The 25,487-nt window shown below is 34.5% G+C and carries 36 protein-coding genes and 2 tRNA genes; 15 read left to right on the top strand and 23 right to left on the bottom strand.

Annotated elements, in window-relative coordinates; all coding sequences use genetic code 11:
• The first annotated feature begins 47 nt into the window (after positions 1–47).
• Positions 48–527, top strand: a complete 480-nt coding sequence (locus tag NSED_RS02425) for a hypothetical protein (RefSeq protein WP_014964655.1) — start codon at positions 48–50, stop codon at positions 525–527.
• 11 nt (positions 528–538) lie between these two features.
• Here the strand turns inward: NSED_RS02425 and NSED_RS02420 are convergent, their stop codons facing one another.
• Positions 539–898, bottom strand: a complete 360-nt coding sequence (locus NSED_RS02420) for a tetratricopeptide repeat protein (protein WP_014964654.1) — start codon at positions 896–898, stop codon at positions 539–541.
• 49 nt (positions 899–947) lie between these two features.
• On the bottom strand, positions 948–2,426 hold the full coding sequence (locus tag NSED_RS02415) for a hypothetical protein (RefSeq protein ID WP_014964653.1): 1,479 nt from the start codon (positions 2,424–2,426) through the stop codon (positions 948–950).
• Between the two features lie 147 nt (positions 2,427–2,573).
• On the opposite strand from NSED_RS02415, the gene NSED_RS10380 reads away from it, so the two are divergent.
• Complete coding sequence (locus NSED_RS10380; RefSeq protein WP_016940077.1) at positions 2,574–2,717, top strand: hypothetical protein; 144 nt, start codon at positions 2,574–2,576, stop codon at positions 2,715–2,717.
• Positions 2,718–2,753: 36 nt separating this feature from the next.
• On the opposite strand, the gene NSED_RS10415 is transcribed toward NSED_RS10380, so the two are convergent.
• Together NSED_RS10415 and NSED_RS02410 are read right to left on the bottom strand one after the other, a co-directional pair.
• Complete coding sequence (locus NSED_RS10415) at positions 2,754–2,897, bottom strand: hypothetical protein (protein WP_014964652.1); 144 nt, start codon at positions 2,895–2,897, stop codon at positions 2,754–2,756.
• Between the two features lie 53 nt (positions 2,898–2,950).
• Positions 2,951–3,835 carry a hypothetical protein gene (locus NSED_RS02410; RefSeq protein WP_014964651.1) on the bottom strand — a complete coding sequence of 295 codons (885 nt, stop codon included), beginning with the start codon at positions 3,833–3,835 and terminating at the stop codon, positions 2,951–2,953.
• A 111-nt stretch (positions 3,836–3,946) separates the two neighbouring features.
• Between NSED_RS02410 and NSED_RS02405 the strand changes: the two genes are divergently transcribed.
• From NSED_RS02405 to NSED_RS02395, 3 genes are all read left to right on the top strand, one after another.
• A tRNA-Glu gene (locus NSED_RS02405) sits at positions 3,947–4,021 on the top strand.
• A 104-nt stretch (positions 4,022–4,125) separates the two neighbouring features.
• Positions 4,126–4,593: a GNAT family N-acetyltransferase gene (locus NSED_RS02400; RefSeq protein ID WP_014964650.1), complete on the top strand. Its 468-nt coding sequence runs from the start codon at positions 4,126–4,128 to the stop codon at positions 4,591–4,593.
• A gap of 227 nt (positions 4,594–4,820) precedes the next feature.
• Positions 4,821–5,477, top strand: a complete 657-nt coding sequence (locus tag NSED_RS02395) for a phospholipase D-like domain-containing protein (protein ID WP_014964649.1) — start codon at positions 4,821–4,823, stop codon at positions 5,475–5,477.
• Here NSED_RS02395 and endA read toward each other — a convergent pair.
• A complete protein-coding gene (endA, locus tag NSED_RS02390) occupies positions 5,474–6,037 on the bottom strand; it encodes a tRNA-intron lyase (RefSeq protein WP_014964648.1) in 564 nt (187 codons plus the stop codon). The genes NSED_RS02395 and endA overlap by 4 nt on opposite strands.
• A 98-nt stretch (positions 6,038–6,135) precedes the next feature.
• Between endA and NSED_RS02385 the strand changes: the two genes are divergently transcribed.
• A complete protein-coding gene (locus NSED_RS02385; RefSeq protein WP_014964647.1) occupies positions 6,136–6,645 on the top strand; it encodes a 50S ribosomal protein L16 in 510 nt (169 codons plus the stop codon).
• Here the strand turns inward: NSED_RS02385 and NSED_RS02380 are convergent.
• Positions 6,637–6,900, bottom strand: coding sequence for a hypothetical protein (locus tag NSED_RS02380; protein ID WP_014964646.1), 264 nt, complete (start codon positions 6,898–6,900; stop codon positions 6,637–6,639). The genes NSED_RS02385 and NSED_RS02380 overlap by 9 nt on opposite strands.
• A 63-nt stretch (positions 6,901–6,963) precedes the next feature.
• On the opposite strand from NSED_RS02380, the gene NSED_RS02375 reads away from it, so the two are divergent.
• Positions 6,964–7,040 (top strand) — tRNA-Gly (locus NSED_RS02375).
• A gap of 4 nt (positions 7,041–7,044) precedes the next feature.
• Here the strand turns inward: NSED_RS02375 and NSED_RS02370 are convergent.
• Together NSED_RS02370 and NSED_RS02365 are read right to left on the bottom strand one after the other, a co-directional pair.
• A complete protein-coding gene (locus NSED_RS02370) occupies positions 7,045–7,473 on the bottom strand; it encodes a hypothetical protein (RefSeq protein WP_014964645.1) in 429 nt (142 codons plus the stop codon).
• Positions 7,466–8,791 (bottom strand): cation:proton antiporter, encoded by a 1,326-nt coding sequence (locus NSED_RS02365; protein ID WP_014964644.1) that lies wholly within the window; start codon positions 8,789–8,791, stop codon positions 7,466–7,468. The genes NSED_RS02370 and NSED_RS02365 overlap by 8 nt, the downstream gene beginning before the upstream one ends.
• Before the next feature lie 418 nt (positions 8,792–9,209).
• Between NSED_RS02365 and NSED_RS02360 the strand changes: the two genes are divergently transcribed.
• A complete protein-coding gene (locus tag NSED_RS02360; RefSeq protein WP_014964643.1) occupies positions 9,210–10,661 on the top strand; it encodes a chemotaxis protein in 1,452 nt (483 codons plus the stop codon).
• Here the strand turns inward: NSED_RS02360 and NSED_RS02355 are convergent.
• Genes NSED_RS02355 through NSED_RS02335 form a run of 5 tightly spaced genes read right to left on the bottom strand, consistent with a single transcriptional unit; the run spans position 10,588 to position 15,633 of the window.
• On the bottom strand, positions 10,588–11,301 hold the full coding sequence (locus NSED_RS02355; RefSeq protein ID WP_048103510.1) for a PEFG-CTERM sorting domain-containing protein: 714 nt from the start codon (positions 11,299–11,301) through the stop codon (positions 10,588–10,590). The genes NSED_RS02360 and NSED_RS02355 overlap by 74 nt on opposite strands.
• A gap of 50 nt (positions 11,302–11,351) precedes the next feature.
• The gene (locus NSED_RS02350) at positions 11,352–13,436 is read right to left on the bottom strand and encodes a cellulose synthase family protein (RefSeq protein WP_014964642.1); all 2,085 of its coding nucleotides are present in this window, start codon (positions 13,434–13,436) and stop codon (positions 11,352–11,354) included.
• A 54-nt stretch (positions 13,437–13,490) separates the two neighbouring features.
• Positions 13,491–14,438: a 4Fe-4S dicluster domain-containing protein gene (locus NSED_RS02345; RefSeq protein ID WP_014964641.1), complete on the bottom strand. Its 948-nt coding sequence runs from the start codon at positions 14,436–14,438 to the stop codon at positions 13,491–13,493.
• A gap of 36 nt (positions 14,439–14,474) precedes the next feature.
• Positions 14,475–14,786, bottom strand: a complete 312-nt coding sequence (locus NSED_RS02340; protein WP_014964640.1) for a hypothetical protein — start codon at positions 14,784–14,786, stop codon at positions 14,475–14,477.
• A 1-nt stretch (position 14,787) separates the two neighbouring features.
• On the bottom strand, positions 14,788–15,633 hold the full coding sequence (locus NSED_RS02335; RefSeq protein WP_016940073.1) for a sulfurtransferase: 846 nt from the start codon (positions 15,631–15,633) through the stop codon (positions 14,788–14,790).
• Positions 15,634–15,723: 90 nt separating this feature from the next.
• On the opposite strand from NSED_RS02335, the gene NSED_RS02330 reads away from it, so the two are divergent.
• Together NSED_RS02330 and NSED_RS02325 are read left to right on the top strand one after the other, a co-directional pair.
• On the top strand, positions 15,724–16,539 hold the full coding sequence (locus NSED_RS02330) for an NAD(+)/NADH kinase (RefSeq protein ID WP_014964638.1): 816 nt from the start codon (positions 15,724–15,726) through the stop codon (positions 16,537–16,539).
• Positions 16,529–17,008, top strand: coding sequence for an NOB1 family endonuclease (locus tag NSED_RS02325; RefSeq protein ID WP_014964637.1), 480 nt, complete (start codon positions 16,529–16,531; stop codon positions 17,006–17,008). Before NSED_RS02330 ends, NSED_RS02325 begins: the two co-directional genes overlap by 11 nt.
• Before the next feature lie 127 nt (positions 17,009–17,135).
• On the opposite strand, the gene NSED_RS02320 is transcribed toward NSED_RS02325, so the two are convergent.
• The 9 genes from NSED_RS02320 to NSED_RS02280 all read right to left on the bottom strand — a co-directional run bounded on the left by NSED_RS02320 (position 17,136) and on the right by NSED_RS02280 (position 22,106).
• A complete protein-coding gene (locus NSED_RS02320) occupies positions 17,136–17,837 on the bottom strand; it encodes an ERCC4 domain-containing protein (protein WP_014964636.1) in 702 nt (233 codons plus the stop codon).
• Between the two features lie 37 nt (positions 17,838–17,874).
• Positions 17,875–18,276, bottom strand: coding sequence for a prefoldin subunit beta (locus NSED_RS02315; RefSeq protein WP_014964635.1), 402 nt, complete (start codon positions 18,274–18,276; stop codon positions 17,875–17,877).
• 23 nt (positions 18,277–18,299) lie between these two features.
• Positions 18,300–18,545, bottom strand: a complete 246-nt coding sequence (locus tag NSED_RS02310; RefSeq protein ID WP_014964634.1) for a KEOPS complex subunit Pcc1 — start codon at positions 18,543–18,545, stop codon at positions 18,300–18,302.
• On the bottom strand, positions 18,529–18,741 hold the full coding sequence (locus tag NSED_RS02305) for an eL43 family ribosomal protein (protein WP_014964633.1): 213 nt from the start codon (positions 18,739–18,741) through the stop codon (positions 18,529–18,531). The genes NSED_RS02310 and NSED_RS02305 overlap by 17 nt, the downstream gene beginning before the upstream one ends.
• Position 18,742: 1 nt before the next feature.
• Positions 18,743–19,561 carry an exosome complex protein Rrp42 gene (gene rrp42, locus NSED_RS02300; RefSeq protein ID WP_014964632.1) on the bottom strand — a complete coding sequence of 273 codons (819 nt, stop codon included), beginning with the start codon at positions 19,559–19,561 and terminating at the stop codon, positions 18,743–18,745.
• Positions 19,562–19,563: 2 nt separating this feature from the next.
• The gene (gene rrp41, locus NSED_RS02295) at positions 19,564–20,298 is read right to left on the bottom strand and encodes an exosome complex exonuclease Rrp41 (protein WP_014964631.1); all 735 of its coding nucleotides are present in this window, start codon (positions 20,296–20,298) and stop codon (positions 19,564–19,566) included.
• Positions 20,298–20,981 carry an exosome complex RNA-binding protein Rrp4 gene (gene rrp4 / locus NSED_RS02290; protein WP_014964630.1) on the bottom strand — a complete coding sequence of 228 codons (684 nt, stop codon included), beginning with the start codon at positions 20,979–20,981 and terminating at the stop codon, positions 20,298–20,300. The genes rrp41 and rrp4 overlap by 1 nt, the downstream gene beginning before the upstream one ends.
• The gene (locus NSED_RS02285) at positions 20,981–21,667 is read right to left on the bottom strand and encodes a ribosome assembly factor SBDS (RefSeq protein WP_014964629.1); all 687 of its coding nucleotides are present in this window, start codon (positions 21,665–21,667) and stop codon (positions 20,981–20,983) included. The genes rrp4 and NSED_RS02285 overlap by 1 nt, the downstream gene beginning before the upstream one ends.
• Before the next feature lie 76 nt (positions 21,668–21,743).
• Positions 21,744–22,106, bottom strand: coding sequence for a DUF6659 family protein (locus NSED_RS02280; RefSeq protein WP_014964628.1), 363 nt, complete (start codon positions 22,104–22,106; stop codon positions 21,744–21,746).
• A gap of 128 nt (positions 22,107–22,234) precedes the next feature.
• On the opposite strand from NSED_RS02280, the gene NSED_RS02275 reads away from it, so the two are divergent.
• From NSED_RS02275 to NSED_RS02255, 5 genes are read left to right on the top strand one after another with little or no spacing between them, the layout of a single operon-like run.
• Positions 22,235–22,873 (top strand): DNA-directed RNA polymerase subunit D, encoded by a 639-nt coding sequence (locus NSED_RS02275; RefSeq protein WP_014964627.1) that lies wholly within the window; start codon positions 22,235–22,237, stop codon positions 22,871–22,873.
• A gap of 45 nt (positions 22,874–22,918) precedes the next feature.
• Entirely contained in the window at positions 22,919–23,266 is a 348-nt protein-coding gene (locus tag NSED_RS02270) for a 50S ribosomal protein L18e (RefSeq protein ID WP_076797501.1), read from the top strand.
• A 25-nt stretch (positions 23,267–23,291) separates the two neighbouring features.
• The gene (rplM, locus tag NSED_RS02265; RefSeq protein ID WP_026090027.1) at positions 23,292–23,756 is read left to right on the top strand and encodes a 50S ribosomal protein L13; all 465 of its coding nucleotides are present in this window, start codon (positions 23,292–23,294) and stop codon (positions 23,754–23,756) included.
• Positions 23,753–24,202 carry a 30S ribosomal protein S9 gene (gene rpsI, locus NSED_RS02260; protein WP_014964624.1) on the top strand — a complete coding sequence of 150 codons (450 nt, stop codon included), beginning with the start codon at positions 23,753–23,755 and terminating at the stop codon, positions 24,200–24,202. Before rplM ends, rpsI begins: the two co-directional genes overlap by 4 nt.
• A 3-nt stretch (positions 24,203–24,205) precedes the next feature.
• Complete coding sequence (locus NSED_RS02255; RefSeq protein WP_014964623.1) at positions 24,206–24,925, top strand: nucleotidyltransferase family protein; 720 nt, start codon at positions 24,206–24,208, stop codon at positions 24,923–24,925.
• Here the strand turns inward: NSED_RS02255 and leuD are convergent.
• Positions 24,903–25,487, bottom strand: a complete 585-nt coding sequence (gene leuD / locus NSED_RS02250) for a 3-isopropylmalate dehydratase small subunit (protein ID WP_014964622.1) — start codon at positions 25,485–25,487, stop codon at positions 24,903–24,905. The two genes, NSED_RS02255 and leuD, sit on opposite strands and share 23 nt — an antisense overlap.

Genomic DNA, 25,487 nt, shown 5'->3' with positions numbered 1-25,487 from the left:
CCTGACTAGAATTAATGATTATAATAGGAATTTTTCAAAGGGTAATTATGATATTTTCAGAATTAGTTGCAGACTTGCAAATGGAGTTAAAAAAAGATCTAGCACAAATTAGATTCCTTTTAAAGAAAAATCCAGCATTGGCATATGCAAGGATTGTAGAGATCGGAAAAGAAGTTGGAAAAACATACAATATCAAATTAATTGTAAATTTTCCAAAACAAGGCAAGATAGAAGAATTTGAGATGTATGGGAAAAGGGATTTGAGTTTAATTATAGACTATGACAGAAAGAGATTTCCCATAAAAAGAGAAATTATCAAACAAAAAGCATTAGAAATGTTAGGAGATGTTAAAACAGAAGATGCCTACATGTATGAGAATAAAGAAGGAGTAAGAGTATTCACAGATGATTGGAAAATTGATATCTTACCGCATTCAGTTCACATATGGACTGAATTCAATGAGAAAGTAACAGCATTTTGTAATTGGTTAATGGAAAATGCATATGAGATGAAAAAGAAAGAATAATTTTAAAAAAATTAAAGACTTTCTAGTTCTTCAAGTAATGATTGGGCCTCTGTGTTTTTTGGTTCAAGTTTTATTATACGTCTACAGCAATCAATTGCTTCTTCCTTTTGTTCTAAAGCCAAATGAACATTAGTTTTCAGAGTTAAATTTTCTACGTCGTCATTATCTAATTCAAAGGCTTTTTGAAAGTAAGGTAATGCTCTTTTAAAGTCATCAACAATCAAGAATACACTGCCCATGATAAACATAAAATCATGATCATCAGAATAATCAGATTCTAGATTAGTTCCAAATGCTACGGCCTCATCGTACTCTCCATCTCGTAGTAGTTTTTTGAGATGTCGTTTAGGATGTTTGAAAAGACCAACCATAATGTTTCAGAGTTTTTAACAGATAATCACAATTTGAATGTAGATGAATCTAAGAAGATATTTTTATGATTCCCTCTTTAATTAGGAATTGAATACCTTGGACAAAGGAATTGTCATCTATTGAGCCATCAGCCCACCATCCAGCATTGTTCTTAATCCATGATGGGATTTCATTACTTCCACCAGAGCCTTGAGTGGTTGGAGGGATCTTCATGATTCCCTCTTTAATTAGGAATTGAATACCTTGGACAAAGGAATTGTCATCTATTGAGCCATCAGCCCACCATCCAGCATTGTTCTTAATCCATGATGGGATTTCTTGTGTTTTAACAGGTTCAGGAATAGAACCATCAGGAGCATAAATCTTGACAGGGATTTTTAGATAATCAGATGCAATATTTGGGACAATACCTTCACGGGCTAATCCATAAACCCAAACCACATAATTTGCAGTACCAGGTTCCTCGTTAACAATCATATCAAGGATATATTGTCCTGATGGAGAATAGAGATAGTTTCTACCCTCTTCTTGTGCAATTGATCTAAGAGGTTTCAAATTATTGTCAACTACTAGGAAATCGAATTGAACTTGATTCAAAAATTCAGTGTCATCGTATTTACTGATAAATTTGATTAGCCATTGCATTTCACATCCCTTGACGGGATCCTCAGGACCATAGAAAATATGAATTTGGTAATCAAAGTTGTTGGTTGGTTTTTTGACGCTAACTTCCTTTTCAAAATCAGTATCACATCCAGCAGCTAGAAATTGGTCTGCAGAAGATGTGTATTGTGCAATTGGAGATGTTTGTACATTTTCTTTGTAATCTAATAATGCAAATTCGTATTCGGTTGGAGGAATTCCTTCTGAGACGTGTGTGAATGTTTTAGCTTTTATCGGAAATGGGAAATCATCTACAATCCAAACTTTGCTTGTGACACCACCAGTTTTCCATCCAACTTGAACAGTTTCCCAAGTTCCAGCAGGAACAGTAATTGTTTCAATTTTCATTGGAACTACTTGTTCACCACCAATGTTTCCAATTTTTCCCCAAGATGTTGCAGAGAATTTTTTTGGTCCTTTTCCACCGGAGCTGTCATCAGACGTTGCAAATGCAGATAGCCATACAATAGAGGATTTGAATGCTCCACGATAAAGACCCAATTCAGGACTACCGCCAGTTGGTTCTGGTGCAATTTTTCCAAGTTCCATCTCACCAACAATTGTCTTTTTTCCATCAAAAACTGCAACTTCAGCTAGCCATTTAGTCTCGCTTCCAACTTGCTTGTCACCTTTGATCCACAAATCCATTTCAAAATTAGTACACTCTTTGTAATCTACATGACACATTGAATAGGAAAAGAAATCACCTTGTTTGAGACCTTCACCAGCATACCAAGAACTGCCATCAGGAATTGAATCAGATGAGACTCCTCCAGATTGAAACTGTGCAAAAGCAGATGGAGCTGCTAATGAACCGAAAAGCAGTGCAGAAATTGCAGTAAATAGTAATAATGATCCTTTCAAATCTGAACAAAATTGGCAAAACGGATAGTTAAACGTTTTTCAAATATGTGAATAATGTGGGAGGAGTAGAAAAAATCTATTCAAATAAGCAAATATAGAGGCACAAATACAAGAATTCCAGAAATGTGCGAATGTTCCAAAGTACACTTGTTTGAAGTAGAATTCAAACTAGATGGAATGACAGTAGTTCCTACTCATAAGAACTGTGGATTTGCACTAGATGAAAAACAAGCCGACAAGTTCCAAAAAGAATTAGTAAAATCTTGGGGCTTTGAGGATGAAGAAGAATAATCAAAAAATAAAAAGTTAGTATTGGAACTAATCCAATTACATATCTTTAGTTGCTTCTTTACAAACGTCTGTATTACATTTGCAATCAGAACTGCATATGCAATGACCTTGCATTGCACAATCACATGAGTAATCTGGATCGCCGCTGTCAGCTTCGCATCCACATGCTTGATCTACCATGGTAAACTAGTAAATTTACTTATTTTAAAAGGTTAGTACATCCAGATAGAATTTTACGCACTTGTGAGAATCTCAAGGATTTCATTGCAAGACTTTTGCACTAGTTCTGATTGTTGTTTAAGGAGAAGAGAATCAACCTCAACATCAAATGCGACTTTGAGAATATGAATAAGGTCTTGTTCTCGATTTAGGGAATCCTTGATTTTAACATAGTTTTCTTTGTTCACATATCCCAGATAAAAATAACAATCTGAAAGCATGGAATTTTTCACAAAAAAATCATGTTTTTGTCGAATGATCTCAAAGCGATTATTTTTTTCAATAAAATCAGAAAACCCTATTGTCGATTTGAGCATACGCTCAAGCAATGTAGGAGTGGCTCGCTCAATCCCAACTGTCTGAGTTACAACAGAGATATGTTCATTGACAGCATTTTTTCCTAATTTTCGAAGCGAGTCTAACATATGAGACGGGCTTGAACGTTGGCAATTGATTGCAGAAATTGCATTAGCCAGATAGTAAGATGCACACTTTTGCCAGCATGCTGCAAACACATCAGATGATTCGATGGATTCTTTAGTTTTTTGACAGCAGAATTGGGATTCTATGAGACAGTTTTTTGCAAAATCAGAAAATAAAGAGACATGTTTTTTACGAATTTTAGCAAGCATCATTCTCAGTTCCCAAGATTCATCATGAATGATTTTCATTTGATCATATTGGAGTAGTTTATCGGACTGAGTTTCAGACAGAGATGCATGGTGTAAAGTCACAAAGTCTCCAGAATATTTGATAATTTGATCTGATTCTGATTTCTCATCAAAAACAAAGATATCATAATCACAAGAATCAAAAGACAGATCAGAGATTCTGCATCCCCCAAGTCCTACAGGATATTCAGATAATCCATGTTCATCAATGAATTTTGGGATGTCCATGAGAAAGATAGCGATGATTTTTCTATAAAGGAATCAACTCACAAAGTTTTACAAATTCATGCAAAGTCAAAACATTTCCTTTAAATTAAGATTGGATTTGTTTTTTATCAAGCTCCTATAGTGTAGTCCGGTTAAGCATTTTGGCTTCTCAAGCCAAAGACTCGGGTTCAAATCCCGATGGGAGCATTATATCTCTAGTTCAATACCACGCCAGCATATATGAAATGTCAAAACCTAAGATTTCAAGAAAGCGAGTAATTTAAAAATTTCAAAGATAATAATATAAGATATTGATTATTAGAAACGCAACAGAGAAAGATATTCCGTCAATTTTAGAACTTCTCTATGAGCTTGGCAGACCAGAGCCAATTGATAAAAAGGAGATCATAGTATTCAAAAACAAAATCAAAGATTATTTTTCAGACCCAACAAAACTAATTCTGGTTGCAGAGATAGATTCAGAGATCGTAGGACTTGTAAGCATTATATTTCTTAGAAGATTAAATCATGCAAAATTTGAGATGTATGTTCCAGAACTAATTGTAAAAAAGAAGCATCGGTTTACAGGAGTAGGTAAAAAATTAATCGCAAAGTGCATTAGCATAGGCAAGGAAGAAAATTGCTACAGAATACGTCTAGAATCAGGTAATCAGAGAAAAGAATCTCACAAGTTCTACAAAGGTCTTGGTTTTGAGCAATCAGGACTGTCATTTAGCAAGAATTTGTTAGGAAACAAGATAGAAATCAATGAAATGTGATCTTCAAAAGGAATTATGATTTCAGGCCATGGATCATTTGTGAAATGAAAAGATGAAGGTATTCGATGCGAGTATAGATTTTAACCAATTAGGAAAAGATTTTTGGATGAATTGGATTTGGATCTTAAAGCATTCAAGAATCAAGAGCGAACAAAACTCCATACCAAATCAGAATCTTTGAAGAGATAAATTATTTCTTTAAATATCAAAATCACAGCGGGTTACCATTGAGTCTTAGAGAAATTGAATTAAAAGAAGAATATCGTTCAGACAGAGATGACATTGTTACAGAATTTTTCTTTCCTTGTCTTAGCAATTGTATAGAATATGACAGATGTGTGGATTTGTTATCCATTGAGAGTTTAGCCACAATTTCCATGGCATTTGAGAATTTTTCTGGAGGTAAAGCAAAGTTGAGAATGATCACAGGTCACAGATTTAGAACCAGAGACCTAACCCTATTTACAAAACTCTTTTCTGAAAAATTTACAAAGTCATTTGAAGGAAAACTCATCAGAGATACAAAAATTCAAAAACTCCAAGACATTGTAGATAATGGTCAGATAGAGCTGAAGATTGCCATTCCAAATTCAGAGCAAGTTGCAAATTCTTTCTCAGAAAGAATCGGCATATTCAGAGACGAATATGATCAAATAGTTGCATTTACTGGAACGTCCAGAGAATCATTTTCTACTCAAACCAGAGATTTTGAATCAGTTGATGTTTTTACATCATGGAATGATAAATCAAGAGTTGAAAGAAAGATGAAAGATTTTGAAGATCTTTGGGAAAACAAAACAAAATATGTGGAAGTGTATGATTTCATGGACGCAGAAGAAAATAGTCTTTTAAAATATTCATCAAATTGGATTTTACAAGATTAAAGTTGAAACGATTCTTCTAATCTAGATTTATTTTCGTAAAAATTCATTTTATTAATTTTATAATAAATCACTTCGCCTCTTCGCTCTATTACTGCAATGATTGGTTCTTTTCCCATTTGAGAAATCTCTTCAACTTTTTTTTGTAAAGTACCCATTTTTTCTTGTTGACCTTCATTGAGACCAAAGATGAGAAATTTTGCTCCTTTTTCACCATAGTGACCTCGCTCATAAACTCTAAAATCAGAACCAAACCCAAATCCGTCCTTTACAACATACCCGCGATTTCGTAAATCTCGATATATCAAAAACTTGGTGAGAATTTCAGAATCATCAATTTGGCATAGGTTCATAAAAAAATCAAAATCAATTTGCTTTTTGTTTTTCTTTAAAATCAGTCTTTTTGTATATAACAGATAAAGAGTTTCAAATGATTTGAGGAATAATTTTTCATTTTCAATTTCTCCAAATCCCTTCAAGCCTAATTCATGGATCATGTTCTTATCAGAGATGCATGTTTGATCTGAAATTAATTCTCCTTTTACTAATGGGGCATCTTCCATTATGAAGTGAAAATCAATGGATTTCCATATAAGCATTGGAGAATATGAGCAGCATCCTGCTAACCGTTAAAATATGGGCATTTTGGCTTGAGTGTATCATGCATGGTGCTAATTACAGAGATGGGGCGGGACAAGTCTTTACAAGAAAAGAGTACATCAAAGGTAAGCCACAAATAAAAATTGCAAAATTTCAAGGTGGTAAAAGAGGCACATACCAATATTGTGTTCAACTATTACTAAATGAGAAAATCCAAATTAGACATATGGCTATCGAATCCACAAGATTAGCAGCAAACAAAACTCTAGAAAAAACAACTGGTGAATCCGGTTATTATTCAAGACTCAGAATTTATCCACATAATCTTCTTAGAGAGAACAAACAGATTGCAACTGCAGGTGCAGATAGGGTTTCAGAAGGAATGAGAAGATCGTGGGGTAAAGCAGTCAGTTTAGGTGCAAGAGTAAAACAAGGTCAATGCATCATGGAACTATATGTTAACGGTGAAGCACATTTAGAAGCAGCAAAAAAAGCACTTCACGGCTCATGTGTAAAACTTCCAGGAACACCACTAATCAAAGTAGTTGAATGGAATAAATTATCACCATAAATTTTTAAAATCAGATTTCTTGTTTTTTACAAATTCTAAAAATTCTTCAAATTCTTTTGGCGAAGGATCTCTATTAAGGATTCTTTTGGACTGATAATAAAATGTGTTATAGAGTCGACCCACAATAATACCCATAGCAAATGATTCGGAACCATCAATGGAAGATAATGATTTGATCAGTTGTTTAATTTCATCCTTGTTTGAAATAGAATCCTGAATTTTTTGCTCTATTTTCTTTAGAAGAGTTTCATCCACAATACATCTTGGTTGAAATAGTTAAAAACAGTTTAATATCCAAATTCAGCCTTGTGGGTTGTTGCAGTTATAGTACAGTCTGGTTAGTACTCGTGCTTGCCAAGTACGTGACCCGGGTTCAAATCCCGGTAACTGCACCACTTTTCATTGATTCTTTGGAACTAATGCATCTTTAATTATTTCAAGAGCATCTTGAGCTTTTTCTGGACGAGGTAATTGAATTGCCACAACATTGTCTTTCCCATAACGAGATTTTGGAGAAGATAATACCAGCATGGATATGTCTGCAAGAATTTCAAAAAATTTAAGATCAGTCTTTGCATTTACAAGAAACTTTTCAGAAATATTACCTATTGAAAAAGTTAAAACAATTTCAACAAAAACACTTCCTAATCCATCTTGAAAAATATTTAGATCTGTGTTAACAGAAAATGGTTGTCCTTCAATTTTAGCCCGTATTAGTTCATATTTTTTTTCTTCAATCAAGATGCAAGGGGTTTCCTTACCATCAAAATCAAAAGTGCTTATTCCTGGATGTATTTGATCCAAAAATCTCTTTAGTTCATCAGACATCTTTCTTCTCTATTGCAGGAATAATTTTATCACCTGCCTTTACCAAAAATGGAGAAATGAATGCAGTAATTATAGAAATGATACCAACTAGCGGGAATAAGAAAGCACTAACGGCACCAATATCTACTCCAACTTTGACGATGACAATGGAGAATTCTCCTCTAGGAGCAGCCAGTGTAAATGCTGAACGTAGTGCCTTACCACGTTTTTGTCTGAAAATTAGATTTCCAAGCATGTTGCCTCCAAACTTCATTCCAGTAGCAACTGCAATCAAAGCAATAGCTACAAAAATATAATTTTCAAGTTGTGAAACATCCATCAAAGCACCTACGGAAATAAAGAATATTGCAACAAACATGTCTTTGATTGGGCTTGATAGTAATTTTGCAACTTCAGCAGATTTAGATTCTGCAACCAAAACACCTGCCAAAAATGCTCCAATTGCTACAGATAACCCCACAATATTTGCTAATAATGCATAACCAAAGCAGACACCTAGAACGCTAAGAAGTAAGATTTCACGATGCTCTGCTGCTGCAACCCTATCAATCAAAGGTGGAATTATACGTGTTCCAATAGTAAAAGTACCTACAATTAGGCCAGTTGCAACCATCACAACTACTACTACAGACTCAATGGAGACAGAGCCAACTAGAGCAATTGACTGCAATGAGGAAATTAGAATAACTGCTATGACGTCCTCTACAATCAAAATACCAAGAACCAAAATTGATGATTCTTTTTTGATTTTTCCCATCTCTTCTAAAAGTTTTACAATAATTGCAGTACTGGATATAGACAATGCTGCTGCAATAAACAATGCATCCATGAATTCCAATCCAAGTGCACTAGCAGCATAAAACAAAACACCAAGCGTTGAAAATAATCCTATAGTCCCAACTCCAATAGCTACTCTGCCAATACTCTTGATTTTTGCATAAGGAAATTCAATGCCAATTACAAAAAGAAGCAAGATTACGCCAATTTCTGCAAACAAATTCAATGCTGAAATATCGGACAGAATTCCAACGCCTCCTATAACATCTGTTGAAGGTCCACCTGCAGGTAAAACCCAAGACCAAAATGGAGAAAGAGGTCCAAGTAGCATTCCAGCAAAAAGATATCCTATGATTAGAGGTTGTTTAATTTTAAAGAAAGCAAGAGTTACAACAGCACCAATAATCATAATGAATGCTAAATCAGTGACAAAAGTTGTATGAGGTAGTTCAGGAGTAATTTGCTCAATTAAACTAGACACTGTGTTGTTTAGAGAATGTTGAATTCCACTTGAATCAATTTGAAGTGGAATGTTTTGCATGTTATTTGTCAACAAATTTGTTTAAAAATGATTGCGGATTGTAAATTTGAAAATATTTCTTGAGAAATCTTAGGCTCACAACTATTCAAAATCTATAACCTCTTTATGCCCAAATATGATAAACGATATGCAGAGTGATGAGTAGGTCATCTGAATTAAATGAAGAGATATGACCTGGGGTATCTGACTGCATAATTGGTTACTTTGTAATCACCTCACTATTAATAGTACGGTACCATACCGTACTATATGATTCAATGTGAATATTGCCCACGAGGGTTTATTGAAACAGCAAATGGTTTGGCTGAAAAGACATTTCATGAATTACTTCATGAACCAGAAGTTGTAAACAAGTAACTCTTTACATTTTTTATTTTACACCCAACTTTTTTATTTCTAAATTTTTAATGGAATTTACATGGTTGCTAAAAGTACGAAGGTAAGTACATCTAAGACAAAAAAAACTACTAAAAAAGAGCCCAGTCCATCAGTCTTACTAAAAAAAGTAGCATCAGTTTCAGATTCTAACAAAGCATTACAGAAAGAGATCAAAGTCATGACAAAAATCTTTGGGGAAAATCAGAAAGTGTTAGTTTCAATGAAGGGGATGATCGACACATTAACCTCAACACTAGAACATATTCAAAAGCAATCAAAACAAATCAACATTATAGAAGATGATACTCAAAAACTATACGCGGGATTAAATCAAGTAAGAACACAATCAAATCTTGTAAGCAAGATCAATGATCAAACAGCAAAACTTGAACAAGAGATCAGTAGAATTTCAGAATTACAAAAATCATCAAAATCTCAAGAGCTATCACAACAAGTAGAGGAAAGTATGAATTCGATTAAAAACAATTCTCAAATGATTATTAAAATTGCTCAAAGAATTGACGAAGTAAGGGAAGATTTAAGAAAAGTTTCTGGAAAGACAGATTCATTTTTAGAAATTGGTTCGGAAATGGATAGTTTGAAAAATACTATAGAGGAAATATCAGGAAAGACTGCAAAATTAGATACAGGTTCACAAATTATTGATAGCCTCAAACAAGAATTCGGAAGAATTTCTGAAGGAATATCATCTAGTGCAAATCTTAATGCTGAATTAGATGCAATCAAAGTTACAATTGATGCCATATCAGCTAAAGCATCAAAGATTGATTCTCTTGGAGGGGTAATTGACGGTCTTAAACAACAATTTGATACCGTAGCATCAAAAGCAAATTCTTTGGACAATTTGAGCCTAGAGTCCATCAAAGATTTAGGAGGTAAAATTGATAAAATCGAGACTGAAATCAGTTCATTATCACAAAGAGCAGATTCAACAGCATTTGTTGGAGAAGGACTAAAATCAGTCCAGGAAGAATTTTCCAATTTCAAACAGAATGTATTTGATAAGACAAATAGCATTGAACAAAAAATCTCATCAGTTTCAGATACTCTAAAAAGACAAGACGAATCTACAATTGAATTTCACAAGAAATCCGAGAAACTCTTTGAAGAACTACAATCAGTCAAAGAGGTCACAAGTAAGGCATCTAGCGATTCATCAAAAGAGATGATGGCATTGTTGAAACTATCAGAGTATCAATCAAACATCAGAATGAATGCTGAATCAAAATATGGGGTTGCAAAGGATATAGAAAATATGGCATCACAAACTGCAGACATTGTAAACTTGTTTGATAGAGTTTCAATCGAATCTGGAGAAAAAATTCCATTACCACACGAAGTCAGACAGTGGGCAGTAAGTAAAATTTTAGATTGTGCAGATAAATGGGAAGTAAGATTTAGTGACGTATATTCAATTTTGACAAATGCAATTGGAAGAGACATGTTAAAACTTTCTTTCTTTTTAAGATAGCAATAATTCCAATTATTGCTGCAATCCAAATAGCACTAAACATCATGTTTGCAGGACTGACATACATGTATGGAGTGGCATCCATTATGTTGGTTTTTAATAATAGTGCTCTATCGTTAATGTCTAACATTCCTGTATGATATGCAGAATTGTCTTTTGAGAGAGAAGATATTTCATCAAGGCCGGCAAACATTGTATCTATATTGTTTTGAATTCGAATAAAGTTGGTTGATTCGGTGCCAAATATCCAAACAGGGTTTTTGGCAATGATTTTACCACTTTCATCAGTTGTTTCAGGAATATTCATCATCACTAAATCTAAATCAGATTGAATTGCAACCAAATGATCACGAATTACATCAGGATCAGAAGATGACACAATCCCATCAAGATTTCCTCGAATTCTATCTAAGGGGTAAATGTCAGTGTTATAACCAGAAATTGCCATGTATGCGCCAAAAACAATTATCCCAAGAATCCCAATCATTGCTAGTTTGTAAAGAGTGTCAGACATTGTTGTTTTACCACCAATATCCAAAGTTGTATTATTTGAAGTTAGTCGTGATTTTGCAGTTACTGCTATGATTCCCACGATTGCAATTGCAAACACCACCATTGCAATTGTACCAAATTCAGGCATTAGATAAGTTACTGCTCAGACACATAAAAATTCAGTGGAATTTCTGAGAACTAGTTTGTCTTTGAAAGGATCTCATTTGTTAAATCAACTTTTTTGAGTTGATCCTTCTTTCTTTTTAGCATAGCAAATATTCCAACAATTGATGCAATCCAAATAGCACTAAACATCATGTTTGCAGGACTGACATACATGTATGGAGTGGCATCCATTATGTTGATTTGAAGCAATGACGCCCTGTCATGAACATCCATCATTCCTGTATGATATGCAGGGTTATCTTTAGAAATTAAAGATACTTCATCAAGGCCGGCAAACATTGTATCTATATTGTTTTGAATTCGAATAAAGTTGGTGGATTCGGTGCCAAATATCCAAACAGGGTTTTTGGCAATGATTTTACCACTTTCATCAGTTGTTTCAGGTAGATTTACCATCAACAAATCTAAATCAGATTGAATTGCAACCAAATGATCACGAATTACATCAGGATCAGAAGAAGCCATAACTCCATCAAGATTTCCTCGAATTCTATCTAGGGGGTAAATGTCAGTGTTATAACCAGAAATTGCCAGTGATCCGCCAAAAACAATTATCCCAAGAATCCCAATCATTGCAAATCGGTAAATTGTCTTAGCTCTTTTTTCCTTATTTGTAAGAGGTTTATCAAGAGAAAATTTGTTTTTCTTGAATCTAGTATGAGACAGACTCATGTAAGCAATGTAAAAAAAGCCAAGAGTTTGTAGAAGTATAATTGGGACAAACACAGGATTGTTTGAAAATATTGAGATGAAAATTCCCATTATTCCATATACACCAAAAAATATTTCCAATAGAGTAGTTTGTGTGAAAGGTAAATTGTATGCCTTGTTTCTCCAGTCATCATCTTTTGTAATGATTCCGTATTTTGGAGTTCTAAGAAACTCATTTTTCTTTCCTAGTACTGCATCGAAAACTGCAACAGTGTTGTTAACAGACATTCCAGCATTATATACTAGTAATGCCGGAAGCAATTTTGCTTTTGATTTCCAGGATTTGTTATACATGCCTTGTATAATTACAACGTATGCACCAGGACCCATTGCAAGATATGTAGCAATTGTTAGTGCAGGAAGAAAGCTTACCACATAAAGATTGATTTGGCCAGCTAACAAAATAGGTAATGCTAAAAATTGTATCAGCATTAGAGGAAAAACAATATGTCTTGTCAATTGAATAAAGGCTTGAATTTTTGCTTCAACTGCAACTTTACGTTTCAGAGCAACGTCGGTGAGTAGTTTTACGGCACATTGTATTGAACCTTTTGCCCAACGAAACTGTTGTCTTTTAGCAGCATTCATTTGAGCAGGTAGTTCTGCATCAACTACAATATCAGGTAAAAACACACACTTCCATCCTTTCATTTGTGCTCTATAACTCAAATCAAGATCTTCAACAAGAGTAGAGGTATGCCAACCTCCAGCATTTTCAATGCAACTGCGTCTCCAAATTCCAGCAGTACCATTGAAATTCATAAATAAATGTGAATTACTTTTTGCTTTTTGTTCTACAAGAAAATGAAAATCAAGACTCAGGGCCTGTACTTGAGTAATGGTAGAATAATTTTCGTTTACATGCCCCCATCTACACTGAACTAATCCTATGTTTGGTTTAGAAAAATGGGGGATTGCTCGTTTAAGAAACCAAGTAGGAGGAATAAAATCAGCATCAAAAATTGCAACAAGATCAGTATCAGTTGTTTTCATCGCATGTTTTAATGCACCTGCTTTGTACCCTTTTCTTGTTCCACGTCTTACATGTTCAATTTGAAATCCTTGTTTTTTATAATCATCAACGACATCTTGAAGTAATTCAACAGTATCATCATCAGAGTCATCACATACCATTATTCTCATTTTATCTTTAGGGTAATCCAAATTGCAAACTGAATCTACTAGTCTCTTTGCAACATACTTTTCATTATAAATTGGCAATTGAATTGTTACTGAAGGAGTTCCCCAATCAATAGTTGTAGGAACGTCTTTTCTTTTTCGTGAAAGGAATGCAAGATAATAGAAATTTACAGTATATGCAGTAATTATTATCGCTGAAATAATAAACAGATCAAATACAAATGTAGTAAAAGGGTTTAACGCCATATCCCTAATTTGAGATAATTACGAATCGCTATTTATACTTGTAAAGGATTTAGACTATTTTTGTTCAAAGATCTTGATTGCTTGTGGAGGACAAACACCTTCACATGCAAGACAGAATATACAATCAGGTTCTTTTGACATCAAGGGTTTCTTGTCAGATCCAGGGTTTCCAGGAGTATCAAACCATTCGTAAACCCCTACTGGACATGCTTCTATACATCCACCATCTGCAATACAAATATCATAATCTACTGAAACAAATTCTCCCCAAACTCCCATGATTCCATTACTTGTTCCTCGTCTACCCCAAGTCTTGATTGTGTGTTCAGGAGCTTCATATGGTGCAGTTGGTTTCATTTTTGACTTGAAATCAACATCAATTGGTCCAGGTTTTGCACCATCTGGAATTTCAATTGCACTGTCATCCTCTTCTTCTTCATCTTCTGTTGCCTCAACTGGTTTTGGCTTTGCACCAAGAACAATTTTTGCAAGAGGAGTTAATTCTTCTAGTTTTTGAATAGCAGCAACTTCAGATATTTTTTCAGTTTTAGCAAAATAAGAAATCAGTTTATCAGCCAAAATAGTATTTCGCAAAATTGTATCAATTACCATTTTTGCAAAATGGTCTGCTTTTTTTCTATAATCTTTAACCCAGTTTGTATCACCAAACTTTTCAATTGGGAAAATTTGATAAATTATATCTACAACTTCTCCTGTTACAATTTCAACTGTAACTGACAAGTCAACTTCTTCATATCCCTTAGCATCAGGATCATTCATGTTTTGTTCTTTCCAACGATATGTTGCAAAAATTCTATCAGCATACATATCCATTTCAAATGCTTTTTTGAGACCATCATGAACAGATTTTATCTCAGCAACTTCTTCGAGTTTAATTGGTAATCTGTAAAGTCCAAGTTTGAATCCATGTAATGGATATACTCCACGTTTTGCAGTAGGTGCTTCCATTGAATATACTCGATCTTTTAGAAGTAAAGACATCTGTCTGTAATGAAGTTATTTTATTTAAAAAGGTTATCAGTCGTCATCATCAGGACATGTGAGTTCTCGTAGTTCAGTGTATTTTTTTTCCATAGATTCTGCATATACCTCTACTTGTGAGAGATCATAGGAGTCTTTTGGAAAATACCATCTGATAGGTACCCAATGTCCAATTCCATCCATATCATGGATCATGCCTTTATCAGCTTTTACGTTGATTTTTTCATCAATTGATGTTTCTTTAATTTCAAGACCTCGCTTTGTTTTGTCTTCCATGATAATGTCAGACTCACCATCTTTGATAAAATAAAAAGTGCCTTTCTTTAGAACGGGAAGGTCTAAAAGCAATTTATTTTTCCACAGGGTTTCCTATCATGTTACCCCATTCAGTCCAGGAACCATCATAGTTTCGAACTTTGGGGTAACCCAATAGATATTTCAACACAAACCAGCTGTGTGAAGAGCGCTCTCCAATTCTACAATAACAAATTACGTCTTTGTCAGGAGTAACACCTTTTGGTTCATAATTTTGTCTTAATTCTTCAACTGCTTTGAATGTCCCATCAGCATCATTTACGGCAGTCGCCCATGGAATATTATTTGCATTTGGAATGTGTCCGCCTCTTTGTGCATGTTCCATCGGATATTCTGGCGGTGCAGTTATTTGACCAGTGAATTCTGCAGGAGATCTTACATCTACCATAACAGTATCTTCTTTTCCTAATGCTCTGCTAACATCAAATAGATATGCACGTAATCCCTCATCAGGAGGCTGTGCAACATATTTTGTTGGAGATATTTGAGGTTCATCAGTAGTATAATCTTTATTTTCTAATTCCCATTTTTTTCTGCCACCATTCATAATTTTCAAATTTTCATGACCATAGATTTTGAAAACCCAAAAAACAAAAGCTGCAAACCAATTATTAAAATCACCATAAAGAATTACTTCAGTATCTGCAGTAATTCCATTTTTTGACATTAATGCTTCAAATTCTTTTTTGCCAATGATATCTCTTGTAACAGGATCATTAATGTCTCGTTTCCACCAGATTAAAGTGGAGCCTTTAATGTGACCTTTTTGATAACCATTTACAGGATCATAATCAACTTCAACTAATTTCCTATTTTCATTAGGAGGATTTTGTGATACCCATTCTGTGTCAACCAAAACTTCAGGATGTGCGTAACTCATAATTTGTACGAATCTGTTTTCATACTTATTTGTTTTTCCAAGAAGTGGTAAAAATATCATTTTTAAGTAAATAAGATTCAGAAGAACTGGTTGAAATTACAAAAAGTGGCCGTAGTCAGCAAGGTAGGATCTAAAGAATCAGAGAAAGCTGCCAAAGAGGTCACAAAAAAGTTTTTAGCGAAAAAATCCAAGGTATTTACAATTTCTCCAATAGAAGTTGAAGGTGCAATACAATTTGAGACTTTGGAGGAATTAAAAAAAGAAAAACTAGATTTGGTGATCACTCTTGGAGGAGATGGTACCACGCTTCGAGTTTTCAGGAATTTAGAAAATGAAACACCAATTTTGACAATTAATGTGGGTGGAAACAGAGGAATTTTAGCAGAAATTACAATTGAAGAAATCGATGATGCAATTGAGCAAATTATAAAAGATAATTTCTTTTTGGACAAAAGAACCAGAGTTGTTGCGTCTTGTGGAGGAAAAGAATTCCCACCAGCATTAAATGAAATATACATTACAAGAACAAATTTGACTAAAACTGCAGAGATTACGATAAAATTTCAAGATGATACTGTAATGCAAAAAATGGATGGAGTGATTATTGCAACACCAAGTGGCTCTACAGGACATTCGTTTTCATTAGGTGGTCCAATTTTACATGAAAGTTTGGACGTCTTAATCATTACACCAGTTGCACCAGTGTATAGATTAGCATCATTGATTGTTCCAGATGAAAAAATTGAAATTACCTGTTCACATGATTGCAACATTGCAATGGATGCACAAGTTGTAAAAGCAGCAGGATATGAGGAAACAATCACCATTAAAAAATACAAAAAACCAGCAGTCTTTTTAAGATTAAAGAAAAGAGGGCTGAGACAGATGAGCAAGCTTGGATTTTAGAATTTTAGACGCTAGTGCATTTTATGCAGGAGTACCATTTAGATCATCAGATGATTGTTTTACAACATCATTAGTATATGATGAAATTAAACACATAAAAAAAAATCATGATGCGTTAGGAACTTTACTTGAAACAAACAGATTAAAAATCAGAGAGCCAGATTCAGAATCAACAAAAAAAGCAATTCATGCATCCAAAGAAACAGGAGATTTTCCACAACTATCAAAACAAGATATCTCAATAATTGCATTATGTATCGAAACGAATGGTCATATAATCAGCGACGATTTTGCAATTTCAAATGTTGCCAAAAATCTGGGTTTGAAAATTCTTCCAATCATGACTAAAGGAATCAAAGATGTGGGCAAGTGGGTTCACTATTGTCCTGGATGCAGAACCAATCATTCGAGCGGAACAGAGTGTCCTGCTTGTGGGACTCTGTTAAAGAGAAAGTTACTCAAAGACTAAAAGTTTCAAACTAAAATTCATACAGGTATTCAGGCACCTTTTTGGGATTCAAGAGACAGATTAGTATGAAAATAAAAAGAAAGCGAGGTTTTGCCATGATTATGATGATTACTCGAATGTGAAAAAATTAAGAATCATGTAATGTTTTTTGATCAGATTTTTTTAGATGCTTACTTTTAGTGTCTAGAACTTTTTTGATTTTCTTGGCCCTTAATTCACCCAGTCCTTCAATTTTTGCAAGTTCAGCAGTAGTTGCAGTAAAAACTTTGAGAGGAGTTCCAAACTTTTCAAGCATTCTTACAGCAAACTTTTCTCCAACTCCAGGAAAACTACAAAGAGATGAAAGTTGTTGTCGCTCAAGGTCAGATGATTTTTTGATCTTTTTTAGATATGGTCCTTTAGGAGCGTCTTTTCTTGAACACATTGAAACCAAAAGCTTGGCAGTATGAGCAGCACTAGGGGTAGGAATTACAGGGATTTTAAAATCTAAAACTACAGTAGAGATTGCACCATAAAAAATCAGAGGGTTTTCAGTAATTTCGTCAATTTCATCAACATTACCTTCCATGAGTACAACTGGATGTTCAAAATGTTCTTTTAGCCTTGCACATTGATCAAAGAGTCTTCCATCAAAAACAGAAGCCATAAGATCACGTATGCTTTTTCTTTCTACAATAGTTTCAGGTGCAACAATGTAATCTCCAATTGGTAGTGTTTTCATCTCAAGGTTTAATCCAACTGATTTTAAAAGATCAGGAATCCCACTTTTTCGTTCTCTTTCATCTACAATAATTCTCAGATCTTCTAATTTCACAAATAGTATTGGCATAGATTGTTAATATCTTATATGAAATCAGGAAAATAGATTATTTTCTTGGATTATCTTCAGCAGGTGGAGATTTTGGTGGTGCGTTTGCAGAACCCCCTTTCATCATTTCAGTAATTTTTGTTTCTTGTTCTTTGAGAGTTTCTTTTAGACGAGTTTCTTGTTTTTCAAGAACAGTAGAACGTGTTTTTGTCATCTCAATTCGTTCTTCCAATTCATCAATTAATTCTTGTTTTTTAGATTTAATCAAAACAGTACCAGCTTGTTTGAAGACAGCATCACCATCAGCGACTTTTTTTAATTCTTCAAGAGCTTTTTCAGTTTCTGCTTTTTCAATTTCCAGATGTTGTTTTTGGGTCATAATTGATTGCAAGCTTTGTTGAGATTGTTGTAATTTCATTAGTTGTTCTTGAAGCCAAGGAGGCATTTGTCCTGATGACATGTTTGATCAAAAAGTTTGTTTCATTATATCTTTACCGATTCAATTGAGTCATAGCTGGCCTGAATCAACCTAAGAGTAGAATTCAAATTTGCTCTAAGGTGAGCTAGTTGATCAGTTTCTACGGAAATGGTAATTTTTTTGTCAAATGTGATCTTGGTTTTTACAGGATTTTCAGGATAAAATTCGTTATCAGTGTTTACAGAATCAAAAATTGCTTTTGATTTGTCTTTTGCATCTATGATAATTTTTGCACTAAAGTTTGATGTCATATGCGGTTCCAGCTACTTTATAGCTGCACTTTTTGCAAGACCAAATTCCTACAGCATCACGTCCAAATGTTTGCGAACCACATTCAGGACAAGTTCTTTTTTCCTTTAGTTGTAAGTGAATTTTTGTATATTGTTTCCTAAGCTTAATTCCGTAACGAGCACCAAGTCCTTTAAGAGATTTTTTTGCTTTTGCCATTTTATTGACTGTCCTTTTGAGCTGCTTTTAATTTTTCTCTTATTTTTGCGCCTATTCTAACAGAGATTTCACCGCATTGGTTAATTTCATCCTGAGTAAAGCCATCACTTCCACCTTTTTGTAAAGCGCAAATATTTCCATCAGAATCAGTGGTAATTGTAACACGTGCATCCATGCTTTCCCATTCATCACCATTTGGATCAACGACAATATAGTTTCCAATTTTACCCATAGTCACAGACACAGGGATTGTAGTAATTGGTAAAGGTCTATCTTCACCTTCAGCTAATACTGGAGAATCATCAGTCCAATTCCATTTAGGAGTTTTAGTTGTAAGTAGAGCAGCGGTAGCGGCATAAGAGCATGCATCAAATAGATTTCCATCATAATCAACTACAACATTATCTGCAAATACACCAATTACAGATTTGTCTTTTTCAATTACTAATTGAGAAACATCTACCATATGACTTTCTCTGATTCCCCTGTCAACAACTCTTGCTAATTCAATTACAGGTGGTTGTGGAGGGCCAGTTTCAACGGTAGGATGTGATAACGGTAAAAGTTCAGCAGTACAAATGAAAAGTCCTTTGTCACCAGTATCTGGGAAAGGTCTATCAGGTTGAATTTTGACTCCACATATTACTTCGGTATCACCAAGGAAAACTCTTGCTGAGCCGTTTGCTTTAGGAATTGCATTAGTCTCAATTTTAATTTCACGTGCTTCATCAAGTGCACGCCCATCAACTCTTTTTCCTTGTTCTAGTAGCTCAAGAATTTGGGTTCTCTTTAATTCATCAATAACAGAAGTAGATGTCAATTTTATTCGTCTCCCTTTCCAAAGTATTTGTCATGTAGTGCTTTCTTTTGTAATTCGTAAACAAGTTCACAGCCTTTAACTCCAACATCAACACATTTCTTGTATTCCTCAGGAGTAAGAACGCCATCTAATTGTAATAATGTAATTTTCTTAAGACTTGGCATGTAACCAATTGGCATATCTGCTTGGCCTGCTTGGTCTTCTTCATTGTTAACATCAAGGATTACCGTATCTGCGACTTTACCGGCTGCAATTGCTGCAACCATATCTCTCATTGGAATACCTGCATCTGCTAATGCGACAGATGCTGCTGTAAGTGCAGCACATCTAGTTCCACCATCAGCTTGTAATACTTCAATAAACACATCAACTGCAGTTCTTGGGAATTTTTCTAACATAACTGCAGGTTCAAGTGCTTCTTTGATTACTTTAGATATTTCAATTTCTCTTCTGGATGGGGCGGGATTTTTTCGCTCACCAACAGAGAAGGGTTCCATGTGATATCTAACTCGTAAAATTCCAGTATCAGTATTTGACATGTGTTTTGGATGTACATCTCTTGGTCCAAAGACACCAACTAAGATTTTGTTATCACCAAATTCAATGTAAGCAGAACCATCAGCATTTTTTAGTCCGCCAGCTTTAATCATAATTCGTCGTGGTTCATCTACTTTACGACCATCACAACGAATACCATTCTCGTCCAATAGGACCATTGTTGCGTCTCTTCCGCCCATTATGATTCATCATCCTTTATTTCTAACATTTCTTTCACTTGATCAGTCAAATTAGCAACATGTGCTTTTTCATTAATCATTTCAATTGCCTTTTTAGCCTTTAATAATCCCTCGGGCGTCTCACATGAAACTACTACCCATCCATTCTGACCGATGGTCACAGCAGCATTAGTTGCCATTTCGATCATCTGAATCATGCTACCTCTCTTTCCAATAAGTCTTGGAACTTTACTAGGAGAGATTTTCACCAAGTCGCCAGAATCAATTTTACCCAAATCCCTATCAGAAATCGTTACTAGTGGATCTCTTGTTCTATCAAAATTAGCTATTCTTGCAGCTACCAAATCGCCAGATTTTAGTTTGGAGGTCAGTTCATCTGCATGAGCTGAAAAGTCTCGTCCAAATACATCCTGAGCAGGCAAGAATCCAACATAACATGAATTGATATCCAATTCCCAAGATAATGAAGAATGAGAAATTACTTTTCCAATCACAAGATCATTAATTTTTGGAATGTATTTTCCAGTTAATGGGATAACTTTAACAGAATCATCATAAATTTCGGAAATGCCAATAGTTGTAGAGATTATTTTATCCCCTTCTAAGATTACATTTTGTTCAGGTCTAAATGGTCCGGTAGTCACCACATCGCCTGGAATAACGTATTTTCTCTTATTATCCATTATTGAACTACCTCAACTGTGGCAGAGCCCTTTGTTATAGAACCTAATCTATCTATCACATTTGGCCTTGCTGCAGCGGGTATTTCAAGTATTGCTTTTAGTGAACCATTATTTTGCCATTCTTCTCTGTTTAGTGATCCCACAGATTTTAGAACAGCATATGATTGAGATGCAAACTGTGCAGGAATTGTAATTTCTAATTTCAGAGTCTCAGATTTCAAAGCAATGATAGAACGCAATTTTTCAACAATGTCCTTTACTTGCTCATCTACTGCTTTGTGAGGATCGATTGAAACTCTACCATCTTTCATAGCCTGCTCAATTCTAAGTGGCGGATGTGGAAGATGGGTTTTAGGATCCACGTATGTTTTTGCAATAAATGTGATAATCTGTTTTTTCTTCTCTTCAATCATTTTTCGCCTTTGATCAGTTGTTAAATTTAGATCACCTTTCTTTAGAATGATCTCTGCAATTTCTGCAGGGTCTTCAGTTTTGAAAGCATGTTGTAATTTTTCAGCTGTAGGTCTTGTTCCTTTACTTGCATCGGTGTAAATTTCATCAGATACTAAGATTGATGAAATATCCTTTTTCTTACCCAAACGATAATCAAGTGCAGGATCAGGCTTTACCATAATCTCAAATTTTTCCCCTTCAAATGAATATCGCACTAGTGTGTAATCGGCCATTTCTAAAATTATTATGAGGATTTGCTATTTATCTGTACTAATGTATAGACATCAAAAGGTATTTTGGGAATTTTAATTATGATTTTGAATTATTAATTAATTCAAGAACTCGGGCAATGATATTTGTATGATCTGAGTTAATCTCAGTGGTAACCATTAGCAAGTGTTTTTCATCAATTGGAAATGAAATTCTTTTGATTTTATCATATTCAGCTAGTGCATATTTTGCAGGACCGATTTTGTGTTCAATGTTCTTTCGGGTTTGCCATCTCTGAGATGCATAATAATGCATCATTTGGATATCTTCATCATTTAGAATTGGGACAACATTTTCTCGAAAACCTCCAGTAATTATTTTGCCAGCATTATTTTGAATTGCAGCATAACGAATACTAGGATCAAGATTTAGAACATCAGAAAACAACTTGTCAAAATCCATAAATCAAACACACATAATGTGAACTTAAGCATATCTAGAGGTAAGGAGCAAAATAAAACTACACGATGTCATTTCTATGATGCCTAAACCCAGCTAGATTTTTATGTGGATTTTGAAGATTTTCGTTATTGTCATCCTTAGAGGTAATTAGTAAAGATAATCAAAAGATTGCAGTAAAACTTAGTGGCATCCCATTACAATACGCAAATGCACTTAGACGAGTATGCCTTAATGGAGTTCCAGTATTTGCAATTGACACAGTAGACATTATTGAAAATTCCTCAGTATTGCCAGATGAAGGTTTGGCTCACAGATTAGGACTTATTCCATTAACAACAGATTTGAGTAGATTTAATGAACCATCAAAATGTGAATGCCAAAGTGAAACAGGCTGTTCTAACTGTAGAGTAATGTTAGTTTTAGATTCAGGAGATTCAGATGTCACAAGAACGGTACTATCAAACGAATTGTCATCAGAAGATGATTCGATTAAACCAACTTCAGATAAGATTCCCATAGTCCAACTAGCACCAGGCCAAAGAATCAAAATAGAATGCTATGCAAGATTAGGACGTGGAACAGAACATGCCAAATGGAATTCTGCAACAATATCAACACTTACAGATACCGAAAAAGAAGATGTCAAAGTACTAACAGTGGAATCAACAGGAGCACTCAAACCTGAACAAATTATCATTTCAGGAGTAGACGAGGTCAGCAATAGAATAGGTCAATTTAAAGAGATGATTGACCAAGTTGAAGAATAATCTAAGCATAGACATTATATTTGGGTTTCAAACCGCATTATTCACATGACTAATCAAGTCGTTATACATATGGCCAAAGATCTAAAGAAGGCATCTGCTAAGAATGATGCACCAATATGGGCTAAATTGGCAGAATATGCATTAAAACCATCTATTGCAAGAAGAGATCTTAATTTGAATAGAATCGGCCAACTAACAAAGGAAAACGACGTTGTAGTATTTCCAGGTAAAGTACTTGGAACAGGAAGTATTTCTCACAAAATTACATTATTCTCATTTTCAATTTCAAATTCTGCAGCAGCCAAAATCATTGAAAAAGGTGGAAAGATAATTACACATTCAGATTTGATTGAACAAAACCCAACTGGTAAAGGAGTAGTTCTACTTGGCTAATGGAAGAATTAACAAACCTACTGGAATGACTAAGCAAGAAACAGTAGTAAGAACTGACAGACCAATTGTAGTAGATGCAACAAACCACATTGCTGGCAGACTAGCATCAAATGTTGCAAAATTACTAATGAAAGGAAATAGAGTATCAGTTGTAAATTGTGAGAAAATCATGATGAGTGGAACAAGAAGTAATCAGATTAAAGAATACAGAGAATTTTTAGAAATTAACAGTATCATCAATTACAAACACGGACCTGTCCACTATAGAAGACCAGACACACTAATGGCAAAAATGATTCGTCAAATGTTACCATTTGATAGAAAGCCATCTGGAAAAGAAGCTCATCAAAGATTAAGAACCTACATTGGTTCACCTAAAGAAATTAAATCTCTTGAGAAAATTCAATTTGATAAAGCAATGATCAGAAAAACCCCATCAAACTATACAGCACTAGGGGAATTATGTAGAGTAATAGGGTGGACTGAATGACAACACCAAAAACTGAAATCTATTTTGCAACAAGGAAAACAGCTAGCGCTCATGTTTACATTACAAAAGGAAAAGGCAAAGTTAGAATTAACAACGTTCCAGTAGAAATGATTCCACAGGAAACAGCACGCGAAGTAATTTTAGCACCATTAGAGATTACAGGTGATTTGAGAGACAAAATTGATATTTCTGTAAGAGTTAGAGGCGGAGGTTTTATGGGTCAAGCCAGTGCAATAGCAACTGGAATTTCAAGAGCCCTAACTGGATGGACAAAATCTAAAAAAGAACCAAAAGATCATCCTTTCCCAAAATCAACTAGAGAAGACCTCAGAAAACGAATTACTGATTTTGATAAATACCTAGTCAGTGGGGATGCCAGAAGAAAAGAGCCAAAGAAATTTGGCGGACCTGGTGCAAGAAGAAGAAAGCAAAAATCATACCGTTAGGCTGTGAAGGCTGTAATTCTTGCAGGCGGCAAGGGAACCAGAGGCAAACCATATACTGAATATTTTCCAAAAGCGATGACCCCAATCAACGGCAAGCCAATGATTGATTATATCATAAAATATCTAAAATCATTTAGTTTTGTAAGTGAGGTCATCGTCATTTCAGATTTTAATGGGTTGGGAGGACAAATCAAAAATTATTATCAAAAACAAAAAGGCATAACATTTGTTCAAGACTCACAAAGCGGGACAGGGGGGGATTTGTTACACATTGCAAACAAACTCAAAGATGAATCAGAGTTTGTGTTATGGTTTGTAGATAATTTGTGTGCAATTAATCTGAAAAAAATGAGAGATGTTTTCAAAGAAAAAAACAGCTCAGCATGCATTGCAACTAGAACGAAAAGAAAAGAAGAAACTGGATTTGCAAGAGTAGAAGATGGAATCATAAAAGAATTCAAAGAAAAACCGATGATGAAATTGCAATTATCAGAATGCTTAGGAATCTACATGCTTGGAAAAGATATCATTAAAAGAATTAAAGCAAAACAAAAGCAAAAAGAGATCAATTTGTCATATGATGTTTTGCAACAGTTATCAAAAGAGGGAAAAATCAGTGCCTTTGACATAGGTGAGATTGAATGGATTGATGCAGAATCACCGATGGTGTTAGAAAGAAATGAAAAAACAGTGAAGAAGATTATAAAACAGATGGAACTGTAGAATTTTTTTCAAATTCTACAATTTTGTCCTCATATTGAAAAGTTTGTGCGATATCATCTAGTCCTTCTAGGAGAATTTTTTTCTTGTAAGAATCAATATCAAAAGATATCTCATCAGATGAGGTTTTGATGAGTTGGTTTTCTAAATCCACAGTTACCACTTCATTTTCCCGGAGTAGTTTTTCTACAATTTTTTGATCAAGTGAAATTGGCAGTATACCATTTTTGAAACAATTACTGAGGAAAATATCTGCAAATGAAGGTGCTATAATTACAGAAAAACCATAGTCAAGCAGGGCCCAAACTGCATGTTCACGACTAGAACCACAACCGAAATTGTCTCCAGTCACTAGAATTTTGGAATTTTCATATTTTGGATCATTTAGGATAAAATCAGATTTCTTATTCTCGTTCTCATCATATCGCCAGTTAAAAAACAAGAATTTCCCAAATCCTGATTTTTGAACTAGTTTCAAGAATTGTTTTGGAACAATTTGGTCAGTATCTACATTGACCTTATCAAGAGGAGTAACAATGCTAGAAACTTGTTTGAAGGATTCCAT

Origin of the sequence: Candidatus Nitrosopumilus sediminis, assembly GCF_000299395.1 — an archaeon.
Lineage (GTDB): Archaea > Thermoproteota > Nitrososphaeria > Nitrososphaerales > Nitrosopumilaceae > Nitrosopumilus > Nitrosopumilus sediminis.
The sequence above is the reverse complement of the archived record's forward strand: the minus strand, read 5'-3'. Positions and strand labels throughout refer to the sequence as shown.